This is a genomic window from Aquimarina atlantica (assembly GCF_000626715.1).
Taxonomy (GTDB): domain Bacteria; phylum Bacteroidota; class Bacteroidia; order Flavobacteriales; family Flavobacteriaceae; genus Aquimarina; species Aquimarina atlantica.
This window is the reverse complement of the sequence record NZ_AQRA01000009.1, coordinates 104501-129069: the sequence shown is the minus strand read 5'-3', so window position 1 is coordinate 129069 and position 24569 is coordinate 104501. Positions and strand designations below refer to the sequence as shown.

Here is a 24569-nt window from a genome sequence, read left to right as displayed (position 1 = left end):
ATAGAAAAGGTTATGTTTTTAGAACAGACACCATATTCTATGTGTAAAACAATAAAAAATGAAAAAAATAATATTCCTATTTGTTCTAGTTCTGGTATTTTCTTGTAAACAACCAAAAAAGGAAATTACAACCGAAGTTAGTGCCAAAGAGCTTACTGTTGAAGAGAAAGCCCAATACACGGTTTTAAAAAATGAAGCCTGGAAACTCTACCAATCCAAGAATTATTTACAATCTGCTAAGAAATACTCAGAAGCTTTTGGGATAAGTGAATATAATGGAAATACAACAGATATGTATAATGCTGCTTGCTCCTGGGCCCTGGCCAAAGAAGTAGATTCTGCATTTGTACACCTTTCACGAATTGCCGAGAGAGGAGAATACTCCAACTACAATCACATTACAACAGATAGCGACCTCTCTATCTTACATTCTGATAAACGATGGGACCAGGTTCTGGCATTGGTTAAAGCAAACAAAGAAAAAGCAGAGATCAATTTTGACAAACCACTAGTTGCATTACTCGATACCATACGTCAGGATGATCAAGGGCCAAGAAGACAAATAAATGAAATCATAGAAAAATACGGCAGGGATTCTGATGAACTAAAACAACATTGGAAAAAAATAGCCGCTAAAGATTCGATCAACCTGATAAAAGTAAAAAAAATACTGGAAGAAAGAGGCTGGCCTGGTAAAGATATCATCGGTAAAAGAGGGAATATGACCTTGTTTTTGGTCATACAACATGCAGACTTAAAAGTGCAGGAAAAATATTTACCCATGATAAAAGAAGCTGTAAAAAAAGGAAACATACGACCTGGCAGCTTAGCATTGCTAGAAGACAGAATCGCTATACGCAAAGGGAATCAACAAATTTATGGGAGTCAAATCGGGCGAGATGAAGAAACAGGTGCCTATTATATTTATCCACTACTAGATCCTGATCATGTAGACAAAAGAAGAGCAGAGGTTGGACTTGGACCACTACAGGATTATGTTTCTAGATGGGACATCACCTGGGATCCAGAAAAATATAAACAACAGCTACCAGATTTAGAAAAAAAACTAGAAAAGTAATTAGATAACTCGTTGTGCATTTTATAAAAAAAGCGTCAATTCGAGTGAATTTTACGATTAGAATGAGCAAAATTGTACTTCGACAAGGCCTGTCCTGAGTTTATCGAAGGGCTCTGTAGAACTATCGAGAATAGGTTTTTAGCATTGAAATGCACCACCTTGAGTTTATCGAAAGGTCGATACAAAATTCTTAACAGAATTTCACTCAAACTGATGCATTTCAGATTAATCGAGTTTCAGGTTATTAAGTTTATCTATAATTTTATGAGTAACAAAAAAGCAAGATATGACACTTGCTTATATAAAAACGAGATAGATTTGCGTGAAGGATAGAAGCGGCATCCTTTTTTTGTATTTGCTTCTTTTTTTGCTTTAGCAATATAGCTAAGGAGCAATAAAAAAGATATAGCGAATAGCCTGACCCCTCTAGGGTCACGCCCCAAAATATGGTATTAGTATTATAGAAAAGAATTACTTTACTTTGTAAATAGATATTATCACACAAAAAATCAATTTAATTTAAAAAAGCTTAATGCCTAAATTTCCATTTTACAAACAAGCAGAGTCGAAAGATTGTGGACCTACTTGTATTAAGATTATCGCAAAACATTATGGAAGAGTTCTCAATACTCAAAAACTTAGATCATTAAGTGAAACCACCAGAGAAGGAAGTTCTCTCTTGGGACTTAGTGATGCGGTAGAGGAAATAGGCTTTAGATCCCTGGGTGTAAAACTATCGCTAAGCAAATTAGACGAGGTACCTCTACCCTGTATTGTACACTGGAACAAGGTACACTATGTGGTTGTTTATAAAATCAAAACCTCCCGCAAAGGTGGTATGACCATTTATGTCTCTGATCCTGCTCATGGATTGATTACCTATACAAAAGACGAGTTTATAAAAGCGTGGATCGGTAATAACGCCGACGAAAACACAGAAGAAGGGGTTGCCTTACTGGTAGAACCTACTCCTAATTTTTATAGTGATAATCTGGATGAAGAGGATCAAAAATTTGGGTTCAAATTTATATCTAAATATATATTTAAATACAAAGCTTTTCTTTTTCAGCTGGCATTAGGCCTGGGGGCAGGAAGTTTACTACAACTCATTACTCCGTTTTTAACGCAAAGCATAGTCGATGTCGGAATTAAGAATCAAGATCTTAATTTTGTATATCTCGTACTGATCGCAATGCTTTCTCTGTTTATTGGGAGAACATTAATCGATGTACTTAGAAGTTGGATTTTACTTCATCTAAGTACACGTATTAATATATCACTGATATCAGATTTCTTTATTAAACTTATGAACCTGCCTATCTCCTATTTTGATGTAAAAATGACAGGTGATCTTTTACAAAGAATTAATGATCATAAACGAATCGAGCAGATACTTACCATGTCTTCTTTAAACGTGCTATTCTCGATGGTAAATCTTATCGTGTTTAGTATCGTTCTGATCTATTATAGCGTTCCTATTTTTGGTATTTTTGCGATAGGAAGTACGTTTTATTTTGCATGGATACTTATTTTCTTTAAAAAACGTAAAAAACTGGATTACAAACGCTTTTCGCAAATTAGTGAAGAGCAAAGTAAAGTTATCGAACTGGTAAATGGTATGCAGGAAATAAAACTGCATAATGCTGAAAAAAGAAAACGATGGAACTGGGAGTTTGTACAGGCAAAACTATTTAGAATTTCTATAGAAAATCTGGCGCTAGAACAATACCAAAGTGTAGGATCTGCTTTTATTAATGAGCTAAAAAATATCCTGATTACGGTTTTTTCTGCAAAACTGGTTATAGATGGTGATATCACATTAGGTATGATGCTGGCGATCACCGCCATTGTAGGGCAATTAAATGCTCCTATTACGCAATTAATTAATTTCTTAAGAGAGTTGCAGGATGCTCAAATTTCTTTAGAACGTTTAGGAGAGATTCATAATAAAGAAGATGAAGAACATTCTGGTGATGAAAAGATTAGAGAAATCTCGCCAAACTCTGGGTTTGAAATTAAAAATCTAAGCTTTAGATATGTAGGGGCCGATAAACCGGTTTTAGAAGACCTCAGCCTTTCTATTCCTGCAAATAAAATCACGGCTGTAGTTGGGGTTAGTGGTAGCGGAAAAACTACTCTTATGAAACTCCTTCTTAAGTTTTATGAGCCCGATGAAGGGCAGATTTTTATCGGTTCTCATGATTTACATAATGTATCCCAAAAAGCATGGAGAGATCAATTTGGGGTGGTTATGCAAGAAGGATATATTTTTAATGATACTATTGCTAATAATATTGCAGTAGGAGAAGATTATGTAGATAAGAAAAAATTGGCGCATGCCGTAGATGTGGCAAATATCAAAGAGTTTATCGAATCACTCCCGCTTTCTTATAATACCAAAATAGGAATGGAAGGTGTAGGATTAAGTACCGGGCAAAAACAAAGGCTGTTTATAGCACGATCGGTATATAAAAATCCTAAATATTTGTTCTTTGATGAAGCTACCTCTGCTCTTGATGCCAATAATGAAAAGGTGATCATGGAAAAACTGGATACCTTCTTTAAAGACAAAACCGTAATGGTGATAGCACATCGATTGAGTACCGTAAAAAATGCGCATCAGATTGTTGTGTTAGACAAAGGTAAGATTGTAGAAGTAGGAAATCATGAGTCCCTAATCAAAGAGAAAGGAAACTATTATCACCTGGTTAAAAATCAACTCGAATTAGGGAAATAATACTTGAATTAATAATTACAAATTGAGAATTACGAATTAGATGAAAAAAGAAAATGTTGTTCAAACCAAAAGTTATGAATTTGCATTATTATGTATTAAATTATATAAAAAGTTGATAAAAGAACAACAAGAATATGTTTTATCTAAACAAATTCTGAAAAGTGGAACCTCTATTGGAGCAAACATCGAAGAAGCTATAGGAGGGCAAAGCACGAGAGATTTTTTATCAAAAATGGCTATTTCATACAAAGAAACCAGAGAAACACATTATTGGTTAAGATTATTAAGAGATAGTAATTATATAACAGATCAAGAAAGTATAAACCTTATTAATAAATGTGAAGAATTACTTAAAATCATTGGCTCTATTCAAAAAACCACTAAACTAAAAATTCGTAATTCGTAATTCGTAATTCTTAATTCTTAATTTATAGCTATACATTATGCCAGACACTTTAGACGACATACAATTACGTAGTGAAGAAGTACAGGAAATTCTAACCCGGGTTCCGCATTGGATGATACGATGGGGAAATCTTTTGATTTTAGTATTAGTACTGCTGTTATTATTTCTTTCCTGGCTGGTTAAGTACCCCGATGTAATACCTGCAGAGGCGGTTATCACCACTCGAATACCGCCGCAAAAAGAATATGCCAAAACCAGTGGTAAAATAGAATCTCTATTCGTTAAAGACAATCAAATCGTACCCAAAAACACTCCTCTGGCGATATTAGAAAGCAGTGCCAATTATAAAGATGTGTTTTTGCTTAAATCTATCGTAGATACTATTAAAGTAAATACAAAATCATTTACATTTCCTATCGATGAGTTACCGGTTTTATTCCTGGGAGATATCGAAACCAGCTTTGCTTTATTCGAAAACAGTTATTCTGAGTATATTCTGAATAAAGAATTACAACCTTTTTCTAATGAAGCCATTGCAAATCAAACCTCCTTATCAGAACTCTACAGGCGTTTAGAAAGTTTAAAAGCGCAAAAAAGACTGGGTAAAGCAGAACTAGAGTTTAAACGAAAAGAGCTTCAGCGTCAAAAAAACCTATTCGAAAAAGGTGTGATCTCTGCACAAGAGTACGAAAGCAAAGAACTTGATTACCTGAGAACCAAACGTAATTATGAGAATAACGACGTACAGCTATCCCAGATTAACGAGAGTATTAGTAATGCTACCAAAACATCTAAAGGTACAGAGATCAATAAAAGAAAAGAAGAAATTAATCTATTTAAGAAGGTGTTACAATCCTTTGGGCAGCTAAAGAAAAGTATTAAAGACTGGGAGTTGCAATATGTGCTTAAATCAGATATCGAAGGTCGTGTCTCTTTCCTTAATTTTTGGACAGAAAACCAAACTGTAGCCCTGGGAGATCTTGTTTTTATTATTGTTCCTTCGGCATATTCTTCTTACCTCGCAAAAATAAAAGCTCCTTCTCAAAATTCGGGAAAAATAAAGGTCGGACAAACGGCTAATATTAGATTAGAAAACTTTCCTGATAATGAGTTCGGAACGCTAAAAGGTAAAGTAAAACACATATCCCTGTTACCAGATAAAGATGGATTATATCTTATTGATGTTGAACTGCCCGAAAAACTAGTTACCACATATGGCAAGGAAATTCCTTTTAAGCAGGAAATGAGAGGTGTCGTAGAAATTGTAACCGAAGATCTTCGACTTATCGAACGTTTCTTCTACCAGTTTAGAACATTGATGGATAAGTAAAAATTGTATTAAAAATTAGTTACTTACATCATCAAAAGTAAAATCGGGAATTTTATATCGAAAGGATCATACGGTTCTTCAAAACCTGATAGATTTGTATGAAACACATATGAATACATATATTGGCACCTATTCACTATTGTTGGCTACAACCTAACAGGAACTATTTTAATTTTTTCAGGCAACCATAGTCATTTTTTTGACGTCTTTAATAATGTTAACAACCATTAATCTTATTAAAAATGTTTGAAAATCCAAAAGTAAACATCCGAATTAAACTTGCAGCTTTGTGGACCTCATTAATGTTCTTATACATTTATGGCGACTACTTTGAATTGTATATCCCTAATAAAGTAGACAGTCTTTTAAAAGGAACAGAACTACTAGATACTCCTATAAAATTATTTATAGCATCGTTTTCATTAGTAATACCTGCGGCTATGATTTCTGCAAATGTTTTTCTAAAACCAAAAATTTGTAGAATACTCAATATCATCTTTGGTATTTTACTAACTATTATCGTTGTAATTGTTGGCAGTTTTTCTCTGACCAAATGGTATAGTTTCTATGCATTTTATGCTGCATTAGAAGCTATAATTACTTTGATAATTATAAAACTTGCCTGGAAGTGGCCAAAAGAGTTAAATTAATGACTATTAATTAAGTTACATATTTATAAATAGTAGCCAATAACTTATATAATTGAGTAAAATTGGAAAATAACGTTAAGCTCAGCAGAGCTATCGAAAACAAGTAAACTAGCTCGAGGCAAGCCCATGAGGCATTGGATTGAAAAATAATTTAGATTTCGAGGCAAGCCTCGGAGCATTTTAAATCTCGATTTATGTTAAGCTATAGAAATATGGATCATAAGCTATTGATTTTTTTGGATTATAACATATAAAGCAAAAAGGATTTTTATTTTCTGAAAATTATCTGCAATGTCAGATTGAGCCTGTCGAAATCCAATTAAAAATCAAGGGTTTATGAACTTCGACAGGCTCAGTTTGACATAAAAAGTTTCGAATGCTAATGAGGTAAATTATATATCTTCTAACTCTTCTGATATTTCTTCCTGAAAAGGATTACCTTCTTCTAGTACTTCTTCCTCAACGGCGTCAACTTCTTCTGAAACTTCTTCCTGAACAGGGCTACCTTCTTCTAGTAGTTTTTCTTCAACAGTATCGACCTCTTCTGACACCTCTTCTTGAGAAGAACTTGCTACTGCTATCGGTTGAGCTGTCTCAAATTGCTCTTCCTCGCCCGAGAAATAAGGAAACACATCCATAATCGGAGATTCTGAAATTGCAGGTACTGTATAATCACTAACAGAATCCTTCATCACACTAATAGTATTATCATACGCTTCTTTTACATCATTAGCTTGTACCAGCAAGTACATACTTGACTTTCTTTCTTTACCGCTTTCTTCATCATAAGAAACCAGGGCTACTTTTGATTTAAACCATCGATCAGAATTATCAAAAGGATGTATTTCTGCAAAATTTGCAATCTTAATATTGGTGATTTTAAATTCTTCACTAATATATGCTGACATTTCTTCGTTAATTCGGGTTTCAGCCTCTGTATAGGATAAAGCATCTACCAGATAAGGTTCTGTTGTAACTTTCTGTACTCCAGATTCATCTATTTTTCTATACTTTACTTTACATTCATACCAAGTTGTGCTCATATCTTTTTTTTAGGATGGCAAATATATATTTTTAAAAAAACGCTAACCACGAATGCCTATAATAGATATTCACAATTTGAAAATTCTATAATTTCTTGATATGTATATTCTGTTATTTAAGATCGAAAACAACAAACTAAAAAGACCTCACAGGTTTTAAAAACCTGTGAGGTCTAGATTATTATAAAATGGAAATTAAAATACTAAGAACCTACTTCTTCTTTAGGTGTATTTGTACTTTTACTTGCCACCCATTCTCCTACTAATTCTTCTAATATCGTAAGTGGTACAGCTCCATTGGTTAACACTACATCATGAAACTCTCTGATATCAAATGCATCTCCAAGAGTTTTCCTTGCATTTTTACGTAGCTCAAGAATCTTAATCATTCCTATTTTATAAGCTGTTGCCTGGCTTGGCATAACAATATGGCGTTCTACCATTTTTATCGCATCACTTTCTGCATTAGGAGTATTATCTACATAATACTTAATCCCTTCTTCTCTACTCCATTTTTTACTATGAATTCCTGTATCTACAACCAATCGACAAGCTCTCCAAAGCTCCATTGCCAGTCTACCAAAATCTGAATATGGATCACTATACATTCCTATTTCCTTTGGCAATAACTCTGTATATAATCCCCAACCTTCGGTATATGCAGTATACCCGCCAAATTTTCTAAATTTCGGGATATCCTGTAGCTCTTGCGCAATAGATCTCTGCATATGATGCCCGGGGATACCTTCGTGATACGCCAAAGCTTCCATCTGGTAGATAGGCATTGCTGTCATATCATATAAATTGGCATAATATGTTCCTGGTCTTGAGCCATCGGGAGTTCCACTTTGATAGAAGGCTTTTCCGGCGCTTTTTTCTCTAAAAGGCTCTACCGCTTTTACAATAATATCTGCCTTGGGTTTGGTAATAAAAAGTTCATCCAGTTTCGATTTCATCGTATCGATTAGTCCCACTGCTTGTTTAAGGTATGCTGCTTTTCCTTCTTCGGTATTTGCATAATAGAACTTTTCATCTTCTTTCATATACTTGAAAAAATCCTGTAATGTTCCTTCATATTTAACTTGCTTCATAATATCCCGCATCTCATTATGAATACGAGCCACTTCTTTTAATCCTAGCTCATGAATCTGATCTGCTGTCATCGTAGTGGTGGTCGTACGTTGTAGTGCATTATCATAAAACGCAGCTCCTTTAGGAAATTTCCAGCAGCCATCATCTGTAGTAGCTCTTTGTTGTTGCCCTTCTAATAATGTGATAAGATTATCATACGCCGGTTTTACACTTTCTACAAGTTCTTTTTCTGCTTTAGCCACTAATTCGCTCTGTTCTTCATCAGATAATTTAAGTGTAGAGATTTTATTTTTGAAATCGGCCAGTAATGTACTTTCCTGATTTGATTTATCAAATGGCTGCCCTACAATAATATTACGGCTATCATCAAGAACTTTGGCAAATACAAACTTAGGAGGAAGAATACCATTCTTTTCTCTAATCTTTATATTTTCTATCGCCTGAGCAAACATTTCATTGATACCATTTAATCTTGAAATATAAGCTTCTGCATCACTCTTATCTTTGATTTTATGCATATTGATAAGGAAAGCAGGAATTCTTGACTGCATTCCAAACATTTGATTTACAGGGTAATCATAAAATCTGTATTGAAAATCTGCAATCTCATTTTCGAGATCTTGTTTCATCAATTTATAACTTAGAGCAGTTGCATCGTTTAATTGAGATACATCTACAGAGTCTTTTAAGTAGGCAAGACGTTCTTTTGCTCTTTCTAAATCTTCTGCTTGCTGTTTAGATGAAATATCATCCCATTTACCGTAATCGTCTGTTTTAATTCCTAAATACGTTTGCGTCATTGGTGATTTATCAATTTCTTGCTGAAATTGTGCCTCGAACCAATCATTTAGTTTTTTTGATCGCTCTTCGATGATCTCTGCTTGCAAAGCAGCATCCTGTTCTGGTGCTTTTACTTCCTGTTTACAGCCGGTTAACGCCAGAACAGAAGAAAATAGCAATACACTGATTTTTATTTTGGTCATGATAGTATACTATATTAGGGTTAATTAGTTATTTTAAAATCATAACTTCTATTGCAGAATCATGATATACTTTGTGCGTTTGCTTGGTAAAATCAGAAGCAGCAGCTTTAAAGATATTAGGAACATACGTCTGAGGGTTTAAATCGATTAAAGGAAACCAGGTACTCTGCACCTGAATCTGTATTTTATGTCCTTTTTTAAACGTATGGTGTATATCCTGTAGTTTGATATTTACATCTGTTTTTTGATTAGCAACAAAAGGTTCGGGTTTACTAAAATCATTTCGAAAACGCCCTCTCATCACTTCGCTACGAACCATCATATGATAATTGGCCATTTTTAAATATTGCTGTGTTTCTTCTGTATCTTCGGCATCATTAGGATATACATCTATCAATTTTACTACCCAGTCTGCATCTGTACCTGTCGTAGCTACCTTTAGTTTTGCTAATACTTCTCCCGATAATGTCATGTCCTCGGTAAGAACAGGGGTTTCAAAAACTAATACATCGGGACGACGCGCTGCAAATCTTTGATCATCTGTCATATATTTTCTTGGCGTAAATACCATTTTAACATCTTCGGAATATGGAACTGGTTTTTTAGGGTCACTTATAAATTCTGAAGCACCCGCTCCACTCTTACCAGACAATTCATCATTGGCAGAAAGGTAGAATGTCTTTTTTTCTACATTTGCAGGAGGCCAACTTTCGTAAGAATTCCACTCCTTTTTTCCGGTATCAAAAATCTGAATTTCTGGTAACCCGGTTTTTCCATCTGCATCTCCTTTTAGGAAATGATTAAAAAAGGGGGTTTCAACATTTTTTTGAAAATTTAAAGAAAGGTCATCCCCAAAGTATACATTACCAATAGCTTGTCGCTTTTTGGTTCTTGCCCAATCCCCATGACTCCATGGCCCAAAAACCATAATGTTATAATTATCACTTTGCTTTTCGATATTTTCGTAAGTCTCGAAAGGGCCATATAAATCTTCGGCATCAAATAAACCTCCTACAGTCATTACTGCCGGTTTGATCTTTTGGTTTTTTAAGTGTTGAATTATCCCTCTTTTTTGCCAGAATTCATCATAATTGGGGTGTTCTTTTAATTGTGTCCAAAATACATTGTCTTCTTTATAATACCGGTCTAAAGTGCTTAAAGGCCCTGCATCCAGAAAGAATTGGTATTGATCTTTACTTTTCAGGTCAGGAAAAGTATACCAACTCTCTGTGGTAGGTTTAGTTTTTTCGTATCCAAAAACCGCTGTAGCTCTCCAATAGCTTAACAGATAGGCTCCATTATGATGAAAATCATCAAAAAAGAAATCACCAATACATGCTTGTGGCGATACTGCTTTTAAAGCCGGATGTGCATCTAATAAAGAATACGTTGCATAGAAACCAGGGTATGAGATCCCCCATATTCCTACTTTTTTGTTGGTATTGGATACATTCTTTACCAACCAGTCTATGGTATCATAGGTATCACTGGCTTCATCAAATTGTTTTCCTTTTTTACCAGGAATATAGGCTCTCATATTGTCATAAACTCCTTCGCTCATCCAACGCCCACGTACATCTTGATAGACAATAATATTTCCTTCTTTCATTAAAAATTCGTTTGGACCTATTTTAGATCTAAATTCATCTTTACCATATGGTCTCGAACTATACGGGGTTCGATGCATTAAAATCGGGTATTTTTTTGAAGTATCTTTTGGTGAATAAATAGTAGTGTGAAGTTTAACACCATCTCTCATTACAATATCAACTTCTTGTTTTGTGTAGTGTTCTTTTATAGTATAGGAATCTGCTTCCTGCGAGAACATAATACTTGTGTAAAGAAGTACTATACTTCTTAAAAGAATAAATCTGACTGATCGCATTGGTTTTAGTTTAGTTTATTGCTGAAGATAAAAAAATGGTACTGCGGGCTGGATAGATTTAAGGAGATTTTAACAACTTACGATCAATATGTACATATTACAATAGAGACAAAATGGTATAGTCATTTTATAGAAGAGTCAATTACGACAGTTAAGTTCAAAATCAAAATCCTGTATCTAAACAATACAATCAAAAAAATAGAAGTACTACTCCACAACTACTTATAGAAACATTCATTGCTAATTATTCGTGGTTTTAGTAGTCTTAATGTAAAGAATATTATTTTCTAAAATTTTTCAAACCTGTTTGTAACCATTTAAGATATTCGCTTGTATCTGGAGTATAAGCAGTGGTTTTGTTTAATAAATTCATATCTGCATCTAATAATGCATAATAAGGTTGTGAGTTATTTTTGAAGTTTAAGGTTTGAAATGTTGCCCACTTGTCTCCTATTGTTTTAATGGCTTTAATTCTTCCATCAGGTTTTAAGAACTTAAATTGATTATCCTCTGATAGCTTCTCGCGATCATCAACATACAAAGAAATTAAAACGTACTTGTTCTTAAGGATATCGATAATTTCTGGATGGCTCCATACTTGTTCTTCCATTTTACGACAATTCACACAAGCCCAGCCTGTAAAATCGAGCATAATAGGTTTGTTTTGGGCTTTGGCAGCTTGTACCCCCGATTCGAAATCGGTATATGCATTAAGCCCTAAGGGACCATGAGCTTCTTTTTCATAAATACTATAAAATAATGGTGGAGGAAACCCACTTAACAACTTAAGATTAGCATAAGCTGTATTGGTAAGACCAGGAATCAAATAAATAACAAATGCTAATGTAATAATACCTAAGGTTTTTCTTCCTTTACTTAATTTTTGTATTGGGCTATCGTGCGGAAAGCGTATTTTCCCGAAAAGGTATAAGACCATACCCAAACCAATTATTATCCAGACACCTATAAATATTTCTCTTTTTAGGATTCCCCAATGCTCAACAAGATCTGCATTTGAAAGGAATTTAAATGCTAATGCCAATTCGATAAAACCCAGAACTACTTTTACAGTATTTAACCATCCGCCACTTTTTGGTAAAGAATTTAACCAATTAGGAAATAATGCAAATAGTGCAAATGGTAATGCTAAGGCTAGTCCAAAACCTCCCATACCAAAACTTAATTGCATCGCTCCCCCATCACTACTTAGAGAACCTCCCAGTAATGATCCCAGTATGGGTCCTGTACATGAGAAGGATACCAAAGCTAATGTTAATGCCATAAAGAATATACCTATCACTCCTCCAATACTTGTAGCCTTACTATCAAGCTTGGTACTCCAGGAAGCTGGTAGGGTAATTTCGAAATAACCAAAAAAGGATATTGCAAATACAATAAAAATGATAAAGAAGACAATATTAAGCGTCACATTTGTCGAAATATTATTTAATATCTCTGGGTCTAATGAATCTAGCAAATGAAAAGGAAGGCTTAATAAAATATAAATAATGAATATAAAAAAACCATACAAAATAGCATTAAACAATCCTTTTTTACGATCCTTGGCTCCTTTGGTAAAAAAAGAAACCGTAAGAGGTATCATAGGAAATACACAAGGTGTTAATAAGGCTATTAATCCTCCTAAAAACCCTAAAAGGAAAATATTAAAATAACTTTTCTCCTCTACTTGTTCTGAAGGAAAAACATCTTTACCTTTTATATCAATATGTAGTGCTTCAGACTTTTTTTGATCCTCTGCTGTAATACTAGACAGATCTCCTTTATTTTCGATTGCTTCTCCAGAAAGATTAATGTCAAATTCTACGACCTCTGGAGCCAAACATTTCTCATCATCACAAACCGAAAAGAATACTTCTGCCTTAATCTGCTTCAGGTTTTTATCTATACGCTTGATCTTTTGAGAAAAAGTCACTTTATCTTCAAAATACTTCACATCCATCTCGAAGATATTATCAAACTTCTCGATACCTTTGGGCTCTATCGTTTCTCCTACAAGTTCATAACTCTCTGGAGTAGTATTATAAGTAAATTCTGTTGGTGTTGGAGCTATCTCATCACTATCTGCTTCATTTTGAGAATACAAATGCCATCCTTCATCAAGAGTCGCCTCAAAATATAGGATATAAGTATCATCCGTTTCTTTCTCTATAGTGGCTTTCCACTTAACAGGGTCTAGTGTTTGTGAAAAAAGCGTTGTAGAAAATAATATAGTGGTAAGTAGTACTAAGAGATATCGCATCAGGCTATTGTAATTTTAAGTATTTGTTTTGTTTGGGGTATTATTTTAAATCTATTATCTGCTCTATAGTTTATAATCCAAATTATTTCTTTTCCAGAACATAATAACCATACTCGTTCTTTGGCTAGTAAAGATAATTTTTCATCTTTAAAATATTTACTCAATTTCTTTTTTCCTTTCATTCCCAGAGGATAAAAATAGTCGCCTTCTTTCCATTTTCTTACAGTTAATGGATACTTTAACTTTTCTTTATCAACATAAATGGTCTTAAGATCAATATCCGATATTTCGGATGTCACTTTAAATTTCAGTGTTCCCGGAGGAATCATTAACATACTTTCTGCTTCGGGTATGCTGTAATTGCGATTCTCAATTTTTTCTGATATCAGACTCAATAATAAGTATTCTCTATTCTTTACCAAACGATGAGTTTCTGAAAAAATTTGTTTTCCGGATTGCCCCGTAATCATATGTTCTATATCATCCCATGCAGTAAACCCATATTCTTTTAATAAAAAATACAGGCTGGCTTTTGGGTCTCCGCAATCCATTAATCTATGAATAGATATTTTAATGATATCACTTTCTGAAACCTCGAACAACTCTTTTTTAAGTTGGGTTACCTGGTTTTTAATAAATTCACTACTCTGTTTTAAATACTCTAAGGTGGTACTAAAATTCTGTAAAAACTGGGAATTAACACCTTTTAACTCCGGAATTACATCTAAGCGAAGTTTATTTCTAAGATACTTTGTGCTTTTATTACTACTATCCTCTCTCCATTGCCAATCATTCTCTTTTGCGTATGCCAAAATTTGTGCCCTCGAAAAAGGTAATAACGGCCGTACAAAAATCCCATTAACTTCTGGTATACCTGTTAATCCTTCTATCCCTGTTCCTCTAGACAGGTTAATTAAAAAAGTTTCTAGGTTATCATCTGCATGATGAGCAGTAAGAATATAATCAAACTGATGCTCTAGAGCTAGTTTCTTAAACCAATCATACCGTAGCTCTCTAGCTGCCATCTGTATAGATAAATTATGATCTGCAGCATATGTATTGGTATCAAATTGTGTACTAAAAACCGAAGACTGAAGCTCATTAGACAATTGAGTAACGAAATTTGCGTCTTCATCACTTTCTTCTTCTCTTAATTTAAAATTGCAATGTGCGATACTATATTGAAAATGTAATGCCTGGCAAAGTCTTGCGAGTATAACACTATCTAACCCACCACTACAAGCAATTAGTAGTTTGCTTCCCGAAAGAAATGAAAGGTTTTTGCTAATATGATCTTTAAACTCTTGTAACAACAGATTCTGGATTGAAATTTTTCGATTTTTCAAATATACGATTTTGAATTGCGATAACCACCTCCTATCAAATTACATTTTGTATTCTGATTATCAGGTTTTTAACACTTTTTTCAATTTGTTTTTCTTATTTTTAGAAAGCAACTCTTAAATTACTGATAAATGAATAGGACACATGAATTACAAGAATTTTATGAGGCGGATGATCAAAGGGAATTTAGTAAAAAATTATTATCCATTGTACCACACTTACATCCCTATGTAAAACACAGGTTATATATTGCAGAAAGTGTTGGTATTTTACCTCAGAATATGTATTGCTCTAATGGTATTATAGACGACGCCATATTGAAACTTTATCATGATGATCTTGATGTCGAAATAGACACTTTATCTCTAGAACTTCAACTTTTTAAAATTGCTGATGAGCTTATTGATGAATTATACATTCGTGAGGGATGGCATCAAAAAAGCATTAGCACCAGTTATTTCCTTAAAGAAGAACTCGAAAAACTCGAAGAAAGCTATACTGTAGAAGCGAATAACGAACTTATCATGAAAGAAGAATTGGATGATATTTGCTATCACCAGAATTCTGAAGAAAAGCAGAATTTTATATACACTGATATGGATTCTGAAATTCTTAAGGTCATAGACTCTGAACCCTCTTCTGAGCATCGAAAACAGAAGCTATTAGGTAAATTCTATAGTTGGCTCCCTATAGAAACTTCTAAAATCATTGATCTTTTTGTTTTTGGAAAATTAAATTTTGAAGAAATTGCTAAAATTAAAGAGATAACCGCACAAGAAGTTAAAGAAATTATCATTGACGTACGAAAGAGTTTTAGAAGAAATCTTATTTAGTGAATTGAGTAGGAGTTTATAATTACCTGTATACTTTTAACTACACTCCTTCTAATACCTCTCGCATTGCTTTTGCCTTAAGCAAACATTCTTCATACTCTTTATCAGGATCTGACTTGGCAGTTATAGCTCCCCCAACAGTATATGATATATATTGTCGTTCCTGATTATAGAGGATACTTCTAATTACTACATTAAAGTCAAAATCTCCATCTGGGGTAAAATATCCCACAGCTCCGCTATATAAGCCCCTTTTAGACTTCTCTAGATTTTCTATGATCTGCATTGCAGAAATTTTAGGTGCTCCGGTCATACTCCCCATCGGAAAAGTTGTTTTGATAACATCGACAGGAGAAATAGTATCCTCGACTATTGATGTTACTGTAGATATCATTTGATGTACTTGTTTAAACGAATACACTTTACACAATTCCTCTACAGTAACCGACCCTTTGGTTGCGGTTCGTGATAAATCATTTCGTACCAGATCTACAATCATTACATTTTCTGATCGCTCTTTGGGATCTCCATAAAGCTCTGATACTAATCTCTTATCCTCCTCAATATCCTGTGATCTTTTTGCTGTTCCTTTTATGGGTTGTGAAATTATTTTTTGTCCTTCTTTTCTTAAATAGCGTTCTGGTGAAGCTGATAACAAATAGTAATCATTCATCCTAAAAAATGTAGCAAAAGGAGGTTTTGAAATATCGTTTAAGTGATAGTATGTCTGTAAAGGATCAATACAACTATTTTTTGCAAAAAACTCCTGGCAGAAATTTGCTTCATAAATATCTCCCCGATGTATATGAGCGAGCATTTCATTTACCTTCTCTTTATATTCATCTTTTGTGATACGAAGGCTTATTTTTACCTTACCACAAGGTTGTTCTGTAGTATTTTTTTTGAATAAAGAATGCGCTGAGATTTCCTTAAAATCTTCCTCCATTTCGTCATCCACCATTCGCAAATAGTGCATTTCAAGGATATTTCCTTTGAGCAGAAAAAGTTTTTTAGGTTGAAAAAAGTACAAATCAGGAAAACGTAGTTCGTCTCGATTTTCAGAAACCAGATCCTCTGTATCGTTCTTAAGATCATAGGACAGATAGCCAAAAATCCAATCCGAAGTTACGCTTTGATATTCTTTTAACGTATCAAAACCATTATAATAATCGGTTTTTATAGTCGTAAAAGCATCTACAGCCAATACAGCATCATAACTTGAATATTGCTGTGAATAGCTATTCGAATCCAGCCAAATAGCCTCTTCAAATTGCTGCCCCCAATGTAATAGCTTACTTTTAAATTCTGAAAAATCTTCTAAAGTATATTGTTGAACACTTCGCACTTACTCATTAGATTTGATGTGCAAAAGTACTGAGAACTTCGTTTAATCCCAATAAAAGAGTCTCATCTGTTACAGTATTGGATTCTACAGAAAAATTATCATAAAAAGAAGGAAAGCTAAAACTCTCCACAATTTCGGCACCAAATCTTGGTAAAACATTTTTACCAAATTCTAACGAGCTTAGTCCTCCTCTTTTTCCGGGAGAAGTACTCATTAATAAGATTTTCTTTCCTTCCAAAAAATTACGATCTAGTCGAGATAACCAATCTATAATATTTTTAAAAAAAGCACTCCAGCTCCCATTATGTTCATTTACCGAAATAATCAAGGCGTCAGCTTCAGAGATTTCCTGGTTTAACCCCATTGCCATTCCCGGAAAACCATTTTTTTCTTCATCTTCACTATACATTGGCATAGCATAATTTACCAGGTTAATTATTCTTATATCATGTCCCTTTATTTCTGAAACTACAAACTCTACGAGCTTATGATTAATAGAAGTGCTGCTATTAGAACCTGCAAAGGCGATGATTTTCTTCATTAGTATGATATTAGAAACCCAAAAATAACTAAAATCGGTATAATCTGTTTCTGGATTTTTAAATTTTATTACATCTACCCTATTGGTGTGTTACAAGGACCAGGAATAATACCGTCACCTCCTTCTAATGGTACTGGCAAGACTCCACATGTCCAGTAAGCACAACAAGCCCAATTCAAATTTGCTTTATTTATTTCTGCTATATATTTTTGTCTTGTTCTTATTCTGCATTGTCTTTCATTTTCTTTACCTTCATCAGTAAACAAATCGTATATTCTACATAATCTATCATACTCATTATCATACATTTCAAAATCTTCAACAAGTTTTTCGAAACATGGGGCTAAACATGAATCCTGTTTACTATTTTTAAGAGCATTACTACTATTTTTATTACTTAAATCAAGTACTATTTCTACATAAGCATCAACCATAACACTATTAATCAACGCTTTATCTTGATTTCCTAAATCAAAACGTTTATAAAGTTCTTGCCAGTTTTCTGATGTAACATTAAGGTTTTCTTCCATTTGATCCATCGTTTCAAACCCTAAGGCAATAACCAATTGTATGTTTTGTTCATCTGTAAGTTCTGTTTCTTCAAGGAGTTCTAATACCATATCAGCATTTTCAACCTTTAGTACAGAAGCTACCAATTGTTCCATATATTCAAGAAATTTTGGATCATCTTTAAAATTTGCAAAATCTTCTATTATTATTTCTTCAGGAATCTGCTCTTCGTCTGATGAATCGTCATCACATGAGATCAAACCTCCAAATAATAGAATACTCAATATGATTATTTTTGATATTTTTTTAATAAGTAACATGATGTATGATTTTTAAGTTGATACTCAAAATTAGATCGTAATCAGTAAAAAAAAGGCTCAATTTATAAAATGGTACTTCTACTTTCTCATATCTCTATAAAAAAAGACAACCATATCCCAATTGCTATATTGCTATATTTTGTAATAATTGAATCTCAAAAATAAGGCTACCTTTGTAGCATCAAAAAAATAGATCAATTGACTTTTCGAGATTTAAATCTAAATACACAACTTCTTAATGCCCTTGACGATTTAGGGTTTGAGACGCCTACACCTATTCAGGAAAAAGCTTTTGCTCCCGTAATGTCTGGAAAAGATGTTGTAGGTATTGCACAAACAGGTACTGGTAAAACATATGCCTATATGCTTCCGATTTTAAGGATGCTAAAATATTCTGTGCAACAAAACCCAAGAATATTGGTATTAGTTCCTACGCGAGAACTTGTTGTACAGGTAGTTGATGAAATCGAAAAACTTTCTACGTATATCAATGTGCGAATAACAGGTGTATACGGAGGTACAAATATCAATACACAAAAACAAGCCGTTTCGCAAGGATTAGATATTATCGTTGCTACTCCGGGACGTTTATATGATCTGGCAGTAAGTAGAGCTTTACAGCTTAAATCTATTCAGAAACTAGTGATCGATGAAGTTGATGTAATGTTAGATTTAGGGTTTAGACATCAATTGATGAATATTTTTGATATCCTTCCGCGGCAGCGACAAAATATTATGTTTTCGGCTACAATGACAGATGAAGTAGATCAAATGATTTCAGAAATATTTATCAAGCCACAAAGAATATCAATTGCCAAAAGCGGAACTCCCCTCGAAAACATCAAACAATATGGTTACAAAGTTCCTAATTTTTATACAAAAGTTAATCTGCTTGAGCAATTACTTTCTGATAAAGAAACCTATCACAAAACACTAATTTTTGTTGGTTTTAAAAAGATCGCAGATCGTTTGTTTGAACAACTAGAAAAAAAATACGCCGATGAGATTTGTATTATCCATTCTAACAAAACTCAAAATTATAGATTACGAAGTATAGAACAATTTAGAGAAGGAGAAAATCGAATATTGATTGCGACAGATGTAATGGCCAGAGGTTTGGATATAGAAAATATAAGCCAGGTAATTAATCTCGACACCCCAGAATATCCAGAAAATTATATGCATCGTATTGGTAGAACTGGTCGAGCCGAAAAAGAAGGAGTCTCGTTTGTTCTTACTACAGAAAAAGAACAAGAACACCTGGAGGCTATTGAAAGTTTGATGGAGATGAAAATCGAGCAATTAGATATTCCCTCTGGTGTAGAAATCTCTGATCAGCTTACTCCCGAAGAACAACCAAAGGTTAAAGAAATCAACAATCCACATAAACGACCGAATGATGAAGAGGTAGGGGCTGCTTTTCATGAAAAGAAAGAAAAAAACAAAAAAGTAAATTTGGGTGGGTCCTACCAACGGCAAATCAAGAAAAAATATAAAAAGCCTAAAACCAAAGGAGATAAAACCTTTAACTTGAAACATAAAAAACGAAAGAAAAGATAAGTCTTAAGCTCTAAATAAATATTCTTTCTTTTTACTATGAAATAATTAACAGTAACAAAAAACATAGACATGAAATCATTAGTATTAAAAGGAGGGGTACTTTTTATTATTCTACTATCTTTTCGGATAGAAGCTCAACAAGTTTATAAAGAAAAGTTTGCACATACTTTTTCTATTGTAGCCAGAGATAAATCTACGGGAGAAATGGCTGTAGGGGTACAAAGTCACTGGTTCTCTGTAGGATCCATCGTATCCTGGGGACAATCTGGTGTTGGTGTAGTAGCAACACAATCCTTTGTTAATCCAGCATACGGACCTAATGGGCTTACACTTATGTCTGAAGGTAAAAGTGCAAAAGAAGCACTCGATCTCCTGGTAGCAAAAGACGAAGGTAAAGATTTTAGACAGGTGGCTTTTCTGGATGTAAAAGGTAATACAGCTGCTTTTACTGGTGAAAAATGCATTGTTTCTGCACATCATATCATTGGCGATAATTATGCTGTACAAGCCAATATGATGCTTAATGACAAAGTAGTTCCTGCAATGGCTAAGGCTTTTGAAGAACATAAAGATCTACCCCTGGCCGATCGTGTAGTTAAAGTACTTATCGCCGCTCAGGAAGCAGGAGGAGATATTAGAGGTAAGCAATCTGCTGCACTGGTAGTGGTAAACGCAAAGCCTGCCAAAAACTCCTGGGAAGATAAAAAAGTAAACCTAAGAGTAGATGACCATGCAACGCCCTTAGTAGAATTACAACGCCTGTTGCAGGTACATAAAGCTTATGAATATATGAATAAGGGAGACCTGGCAGTAGAAGCCGGAGATATGGAGCTGGCACTTGCAGCCTATGGAGCTGCCGAACAATTGTTTCCCGAAAATTTAGAAATGAAATATTGGAAAGCAATAGCATTAGCCAATAATAAAAGATTGGATGAAGCACTGCCTATACTAAAGCAAATTTTTGATAAAGATGAGAACTGGAGAGAACTTACCAAAAGGCTTCCGAAATCTGGACTATTAACCGTATCAAAAACACAACTTGATCAAATTCTTGCATTGTAGAATACGCATTAAAATTTCAAATTTTCATTAACCGGTTATCCTTACTCATAAATTTACACTTCTTAATAAACACATCAAATCAATGAAAAGTAAATTATCGCTATTGTTTATCTTTTTTGCTCTGCTTATCGCATGTAAAGAATCAAAAAAGAATACTCCCAAAAATGAAAAAGTAGTATCCAAAGAAATAGTACTCGATGAAAATGACATCTATTCTGTATTGGTTTCTAAGAATAACCAAATTGTATTTGAAGAGTATTATAATGGAAAAACATCAGAGAATGTATCAAACGTTCAGTCTCTTACCAAAGGGATTATGAGTATTCTTATTGGAATTGCAATCGATAAAAAATTTATTACCAGTGAAAATGAAACCATTGACACATATTTTGTTGATGAATTCAAAACTATTAAAGACGAGAGAAAAAAGACAATTACTATTAAACACTTGCTAAATCAGACCTCTGGACTTTCCTGGAAAGGCTTCTTAGAGCATCAAAACTGGATAAATAGCGAAAACCCAATAGCATTTGTCTTACAAAAAAAATTAGAGCATACTCCCGGAGAAACATATAATTATAATACCGGCGCTACCCACTTATTATCTGCTATTCTAAATAAATCTACAGGAAAAACTACTCTTGAGTTTGCTAATGAAAATTTGTTCAATACGTTAGGTATTAGCACTGTAAATTGGGAAAAACGAAATGATGGTCATTATGATGGTGGTGGACTGGGATTAGAAATGAAGCCTGGTGATCTTTTAAAAATAGGTCAGCTATTAGAGAATCAGGGAACATATAGTAGTATTGAAATAGTTTCTAAATCATGGATAGAAAAACTATTTGATGTAAATGAAAAATTAGCTACCGATTGGGGGCTAAGAAATTCTAAACATGGTTTTTGCTGGTATGAAGCAGATCTTAATGGAGATCGTATTAATTATGGAATGGGATATGGCGGACAATTCATTATCATAGTTGAAGATAAAAACTTGGTGATCGTTACAACACATAATCACGATACACCAAACGGAATTAAACAGCAAATCAAATTCTTAAATAGAAAACTTCCGCTATTAATTGAAAAATACAGTAATTAGTACCTTCAATATTTTATAAATGGCCTCTATTTTTGCTCATGGATTTACAGCATATGCCTTTGGTAAAAGTTTTTCGAAAGAAATATATACCAAAAAGTTATGGCTATTAGGAATTATCTGTTCTATCCTACCTGATGCAGATGTCATAGGTTTTAAATTTGGTATAACATATGAAAGTTTTTGGGGGCATCGAGGGTTTTCGCATTCATTACTCTTTGCTTTACTTCTTGGGATTATAGTTACTTTTATTTTCTATTCTAAAAAAGCATATACCAAAACAGGAGTTGCGCTAATCTTATATTTTACTGTTTGCACAGCTTTTCATGGTGTTCTTGATGCCATGACTACAGGAGGGCTTGGGATTGCATTCTTCTCCCCTTTTGATACAACCCGATATTTTTTTCCGTGGCGACCGATCCAGGTATCTCCAATTGGTGCTAGTAAATTTTTTGGTGCCTGGGGCATTAAAGTATTGTTAAGTGAGTTGATCTGGGTCGCCATACCAATGAGTATTTATATCTTAGTGATTCGTTATTTCAGAAAACGAAAAGACTAACTTCAAAAAAACAATGAAAAACTCGGTTAAATCTCTATTTATTTTAATACTCCTATGCTAGACAGGAGTTATTAAAGTATACTATTTCTCTATTCAAAACTGAACAATAATATATGAGAGAATTTCAAAATAACACTTCACCAAAAAATAAAAGAAAACCTAAAGTAACTATAGGACAAGCTTTTAAAACCATCATATGGCCTCGAAGAAATCTTGTTTTTATTGGGTTATTATTAATTGTACTAAGTAGATTAGCTAGCCTGGTATTACCTATGGCCAGTAAATACCTAATGGATGATGTAATTGCCAAGAAAGACTATGAAATGCTAAAAATGCTTTTGATTGGTGTAGGTCTGGCAATTTTGGTACAAGCGGTAACATCATTTCTTTTAACTCGAATCCTAAGTGTACAGGCACAATTTCTAATTTCAGAATTAAGAGCACAGGTACAGAAAAAAGTGCTCTCTTTACCTATTAGTTTCTTCGACAACACAAAATCCGGAGCATTAGTATCTCGTATTATGAGTGATGTAGAAGGTGTTCGTAATCTTATTGGTACTGGATTAGTGCAATTGGTTGGAGGTACAATCACGGCTATTATCTCATTGGTATTGCTCATCAGAATTAGCCCTTCGATGACATTATTTGTACTGGTCCCTGTATCTGTATTTGGATTCGTGGCTTTAAAAGCATTCAAATATATTCGCCCAATCTTCAGGAAACGAGGAGTTATCAATGCAGAAGTTAAAGGCCGATTAACCGAAACTCTTGCCGGAGTGCGAGTTATAAAGGGATTTAATGCCGAAGCACAGGAAAACAAAACCTTCGAAGAAGGCGTAGATCGACTATTTCAAAATGTAAAAAAGAGTTTAACTGCTACAGCATTAATGACTAGTTCTTCTACATTTTTGTTAGGTATTGCCTCTACAGGAATTATGGGAATTGGTGGCTATAAAATTATGATTGATGAATTAACCATTGGTGATTTTCTTTCCTTCACACTACTATTAGGGTTTATGATCGCCCCCATCGTACAAATGAGTAACATCGGAAGCCAGTTAACCGAGGCATTGGCTGGCCTGGATCGAACCGAAGAGCTTATGAATATGACTCCGGAAGAAGAAATAGAGGATAGAAACATCACTTTAGAACATATAACAGGAGATATTGCCTTTGATAATGTTTCCTTTTCTTATGAAGAAGGAAAAGAGGTACTACACGGCATTAGCTTTAAAGCGCCCTCGGGATCTGTAACTGCTTTGGTAGGTAGCTCTGGTTCTGGTAAATCTACAATTGCCGGATTAGCGGCTACATTCTTAAACCCAAAATCAGGAACCATCACTATTGATGATAATGATATTTCTAAAGTAAAGTTACATAGCTACAGGCGTCATCTGGGAGTCGTATTACAAGATGAATTTTTGTTTGAAGGCTCTATTAGAGAAAATATTTTGTTTCCAAATCCAGATGCTACAGAAGCACAATTGCAACAAGCCGTAAAAGCTTCATACGTAAATGAGTTTACAGATCGTTTTGACGATGGATTAGATACACTAATAGGAGAACGAGGTGTAAAACTTTCTGGAGGGCAGCGACAGCGAATTGCCATTGCAAGAGCTATTCTAGCGAATCCTAAAATTATTATTCTTGATGAAGCAACGTCAAACCTGGATACAGAAAGCGAAGCTTTGATTCAAAAAAGTCTTGGCGAATTAATGAAAGGCAGAACCACTTTTGTTATTGCACATAGATTAAGTACCATCAAAAAAGCAGATCAAATTTTGGTTATCGAGTCTGGTAATATTGTCGAACACGGTAATCATGATGAACTTATCGCTGCAAAAGGCAGGTATTTTGATTTATATACGTACCAGGCAAGAATATAAATTAATAAAAAGAAGCCGAATTCTAAGTTAAAACGTAATTATTCGG

General features: G+C 34.0%; 19 protein-coding genes. 11 read left to right on the top strand and 8 right to left on the bottom strand.

The annotated features are described in order from the left end of the window. Positions 1-58: 58 nt before the first annotated feature. From ATO12_RS19975 to ATO12_RS19955, 5 genes are all read left to right on the top strand, one after another. On the top strand, positions 59-1078 hold the full coding sequence (locus tag ATO12_RS19975) for a DUF6624 domain-containing protein (RefSeq protein WP_051575970.1): 1020 nt from the start codon (positions 59-61) through the stop codon (positions 1076-1078). A gap of 532 nt (positions 1079-1610) precedes the next feature. Continuing rightward, a complete protein-coding gene (locus tag ATO12_RS19970; RefSeq protein ID WP_034245632.1) occupies positions 1611-3815 on the top strand; it encodes a peptidase domain-containing ABC transporter in 2205 nt (734 codons plus the stop codon). Between the two features lie 40 nt (positions 3816-3855). After that, positions 3856-4221: a four helix bundle protein gene (locus ATO12_RS19965; protein WP_034245629.1), complete on the top strand. Its 366-nt coding sequence runs from the start codon at positions 3856-3858 to the stop codon at positions 4219-4221. 37 nt (positions 4222-4258) lie between these two features. After that, positions 4259-5551 carry an HlyD family secretion protein gene (locus ATO12_RS19960; RefSeq protein WP_034245626.1) on the top strand — a complete coding sequence of 431 codons (1293 nt, stop codon included), beginning with the start codon at positions 4259-4261 and terminating at the stop codon, positions 5549-5551. A gap of 242 nt (positions 5552-5793) precedes the next feature. After that, positions 5794-6201, top strand: a complete 408-nt coding sequence (locus tag ATO12_RS19955; RefSeq protein ID WP_034245623.1) for a DUF6326 family protein — start codon at positions 5794-5796, stop codon at positions 6199-6201. Positions 6202-6593: 392 nt separating this feature from the next. Here ATO12_RS19955 and ATO12_RS19950 read toward each other — a convergent pair whose 3' ends face one another. The 5 genes from ATO12_RS19950 to tilS form a co-directional block, all read right to left on the bottom strand. Then, complete coding sequence (locus ATO12_RS19950) at positions 6594-7244, bottom strand: DUF4494 domain-containing protein (protein ID WP_051575969.1); 651 nt, start codon at positions 7242-7244, stop codon at positions 6594-6596. A 203-nt stretch (positions 7245-7447) separates the two neighbouring features. After that, positions 7448-9319 (bottom strand): DUF885 domain-containing protein, encoded by a 1872-nt coding sequence (locus tag ATO12_RS19945; protein WP_034245620.1) that lies wholly within the window; start codon positions 9317-9319, stop codon positions 7448-7450. A 28-nt stretch (positions 9320-9347) separates the two neighbouring features. Then, the gene (locus ATO12_RS19940) at positions 9348-11147 is read right to left on the bottom strand and encodes a CocE/NonD family hydrolase (protein ID WP_394331719.1); all 1800 of its coding nucleotides are present in this window, start codon (positions 11145-11147) and stop codon (positions 9348-9350) included. A gap of 337 nt (positions 11148-11484) precedes the next feature. After that, positions 11485-13464 carry a protein-disulfide reductase DsbD family protein gene (locus ATO12_RS19935; protein WP_117590078.1) on the bottom strand — a complete coding sequence of 660 codons (1980 nt, stop codon included), beginning with the start codon at positions 13462-13464 and terminating at the stop codon, positions 11485-11487. Continuing rightward, a complete protein-coding gene (gene tilS, locus ATO12_RS19930; protein ID WP_240486157.1) occupies positions 13464-14810 on the bottom strand; it encodes a tRNA lysidine(34) synthetase TilS in 1347 nt (448 codons plus the stop codon). Before tilS ends, ATO12_RS19935 begins: the two co-directional genes overlap by 1 nt. A gap of 129 nt (positions 14811-14939) precedes the next feature. Here tilS and ATO12_RS19925 point away from each other — a divergent pair, with 129 nt between their 5' ends. Next, complete coding sequence (locus ATO12_RS19925) at positions 14940-15641, top strand: hypothetical protein (protein ID WP_034245601.1); 702 nt, start codon at positions 14940-14942, stop codon at positions 15639-15641. 40 nt (positions 15642-15681) lie between these two features. Here the strand turns inward: ATO12_RS19925 and pabB are convergent, their stop codons facing one another. The 3 genes from pabB to ATO12_RS19910 form a co-directional block, all read right to left on the bottom strand. Next, a complete protein-coding gene (gene pabB / locus ATO12_RS19920) occupies positions 15682-16986 on the bottom strand; it encodes an aminodeoxychorismate synthase component I (RefSeq protein WP_034245599.1) in 1305 nt (434 codons plus the stop codon). A gap of 7 nt (positions 16987-16993) precedes the next feature. After that, positions 16994-17527: an NADPH-dependent FMN reductase gene (locus ATO12_RS19915; protein ID WP_034245596.1), complete on the bottom strand. Its 534-nt coding sequence runs from the start codon at positions 17525-17527 to the stop codon at positions 16994-16996. Between the two features lie 74 nt (positions 17528-17601). Beyond that, positions 17602-18357: a hypothetical protein gene (locus tag ATO12_RS19910; protein WP_034245593.1), complete on the bottom strand. Its 756-nt coding sequence runs from the start codon at positions 18355-18357 to the stop codon at positions 17602-17604. 198 nt (positions 18358-18555) lie between these two features. Here ATO12_RS19910 and ATO12_RS19905 point away from each other — a divergent pair, with 198 nt between their 5' ends. The 5 genes from ATO12_RS19905 (at position 18556) to ATO12_RS19885 (ending at position 24523) form a co-directional block, all read left to right on the top strand. Further along, positions 18556-19917: a DEAD/DEAH box helicase gene (locus tag ATO12_RS19905; RefSeq protein ID WP_034245591.1), complete on the top strand. Its 1362-nt coding sequence runs from the start codon at positions 18556-18558 to the stop codon at positions 19915-19917. Positions 19918-19986: 69 nt separating this feature from the next. Next, a complete protein-coding gene (locus ATO12_RS19900) occupies positions 19987-20979 on the top strand; it encodes a DUF1028 domain-containing protein (RefSeq protein WP_034245589.1) in 993 nt (330 codons plus the stop codon). Between the two features lie 82 nt (positions 20980-21061). Next, the gene (locus ATO12_RS19895) at positions 21062-22081 is read left to right on the top strand and encodes a serine hydrolase domain-containing protein (RefSeq protein WP_034245586.1); all 1020 of its coding nucleotides are present in this window, start codon (positions 21062-21064) and stop codon (positions 22079-22081) included. 19 nt (positions 22082-22100) lie between these two features. Next, entirely contained in the window at positions 22101-22637 is a 537-nt protein-coding gene (locus tag ATO12_RS19890; protein ID WP_034245583.1) for a metal-dependent hydrolase, read from the top strand. Between the two features lie 113 nt (positions 22638-22750). Beyond that, positions 22751-24523 (top strand): ABC transporter ATP-binding protein, encoded by a 1773-nt coding sequence (locus ATO12_RS19885; RefSeq protein ID WP_034245580.1) that lies wholly within the window; start codon positions 22751-22753, stop codon positions 24521-24523. Positions 24524-24569 lie beyond the last annotated feature (46 nt).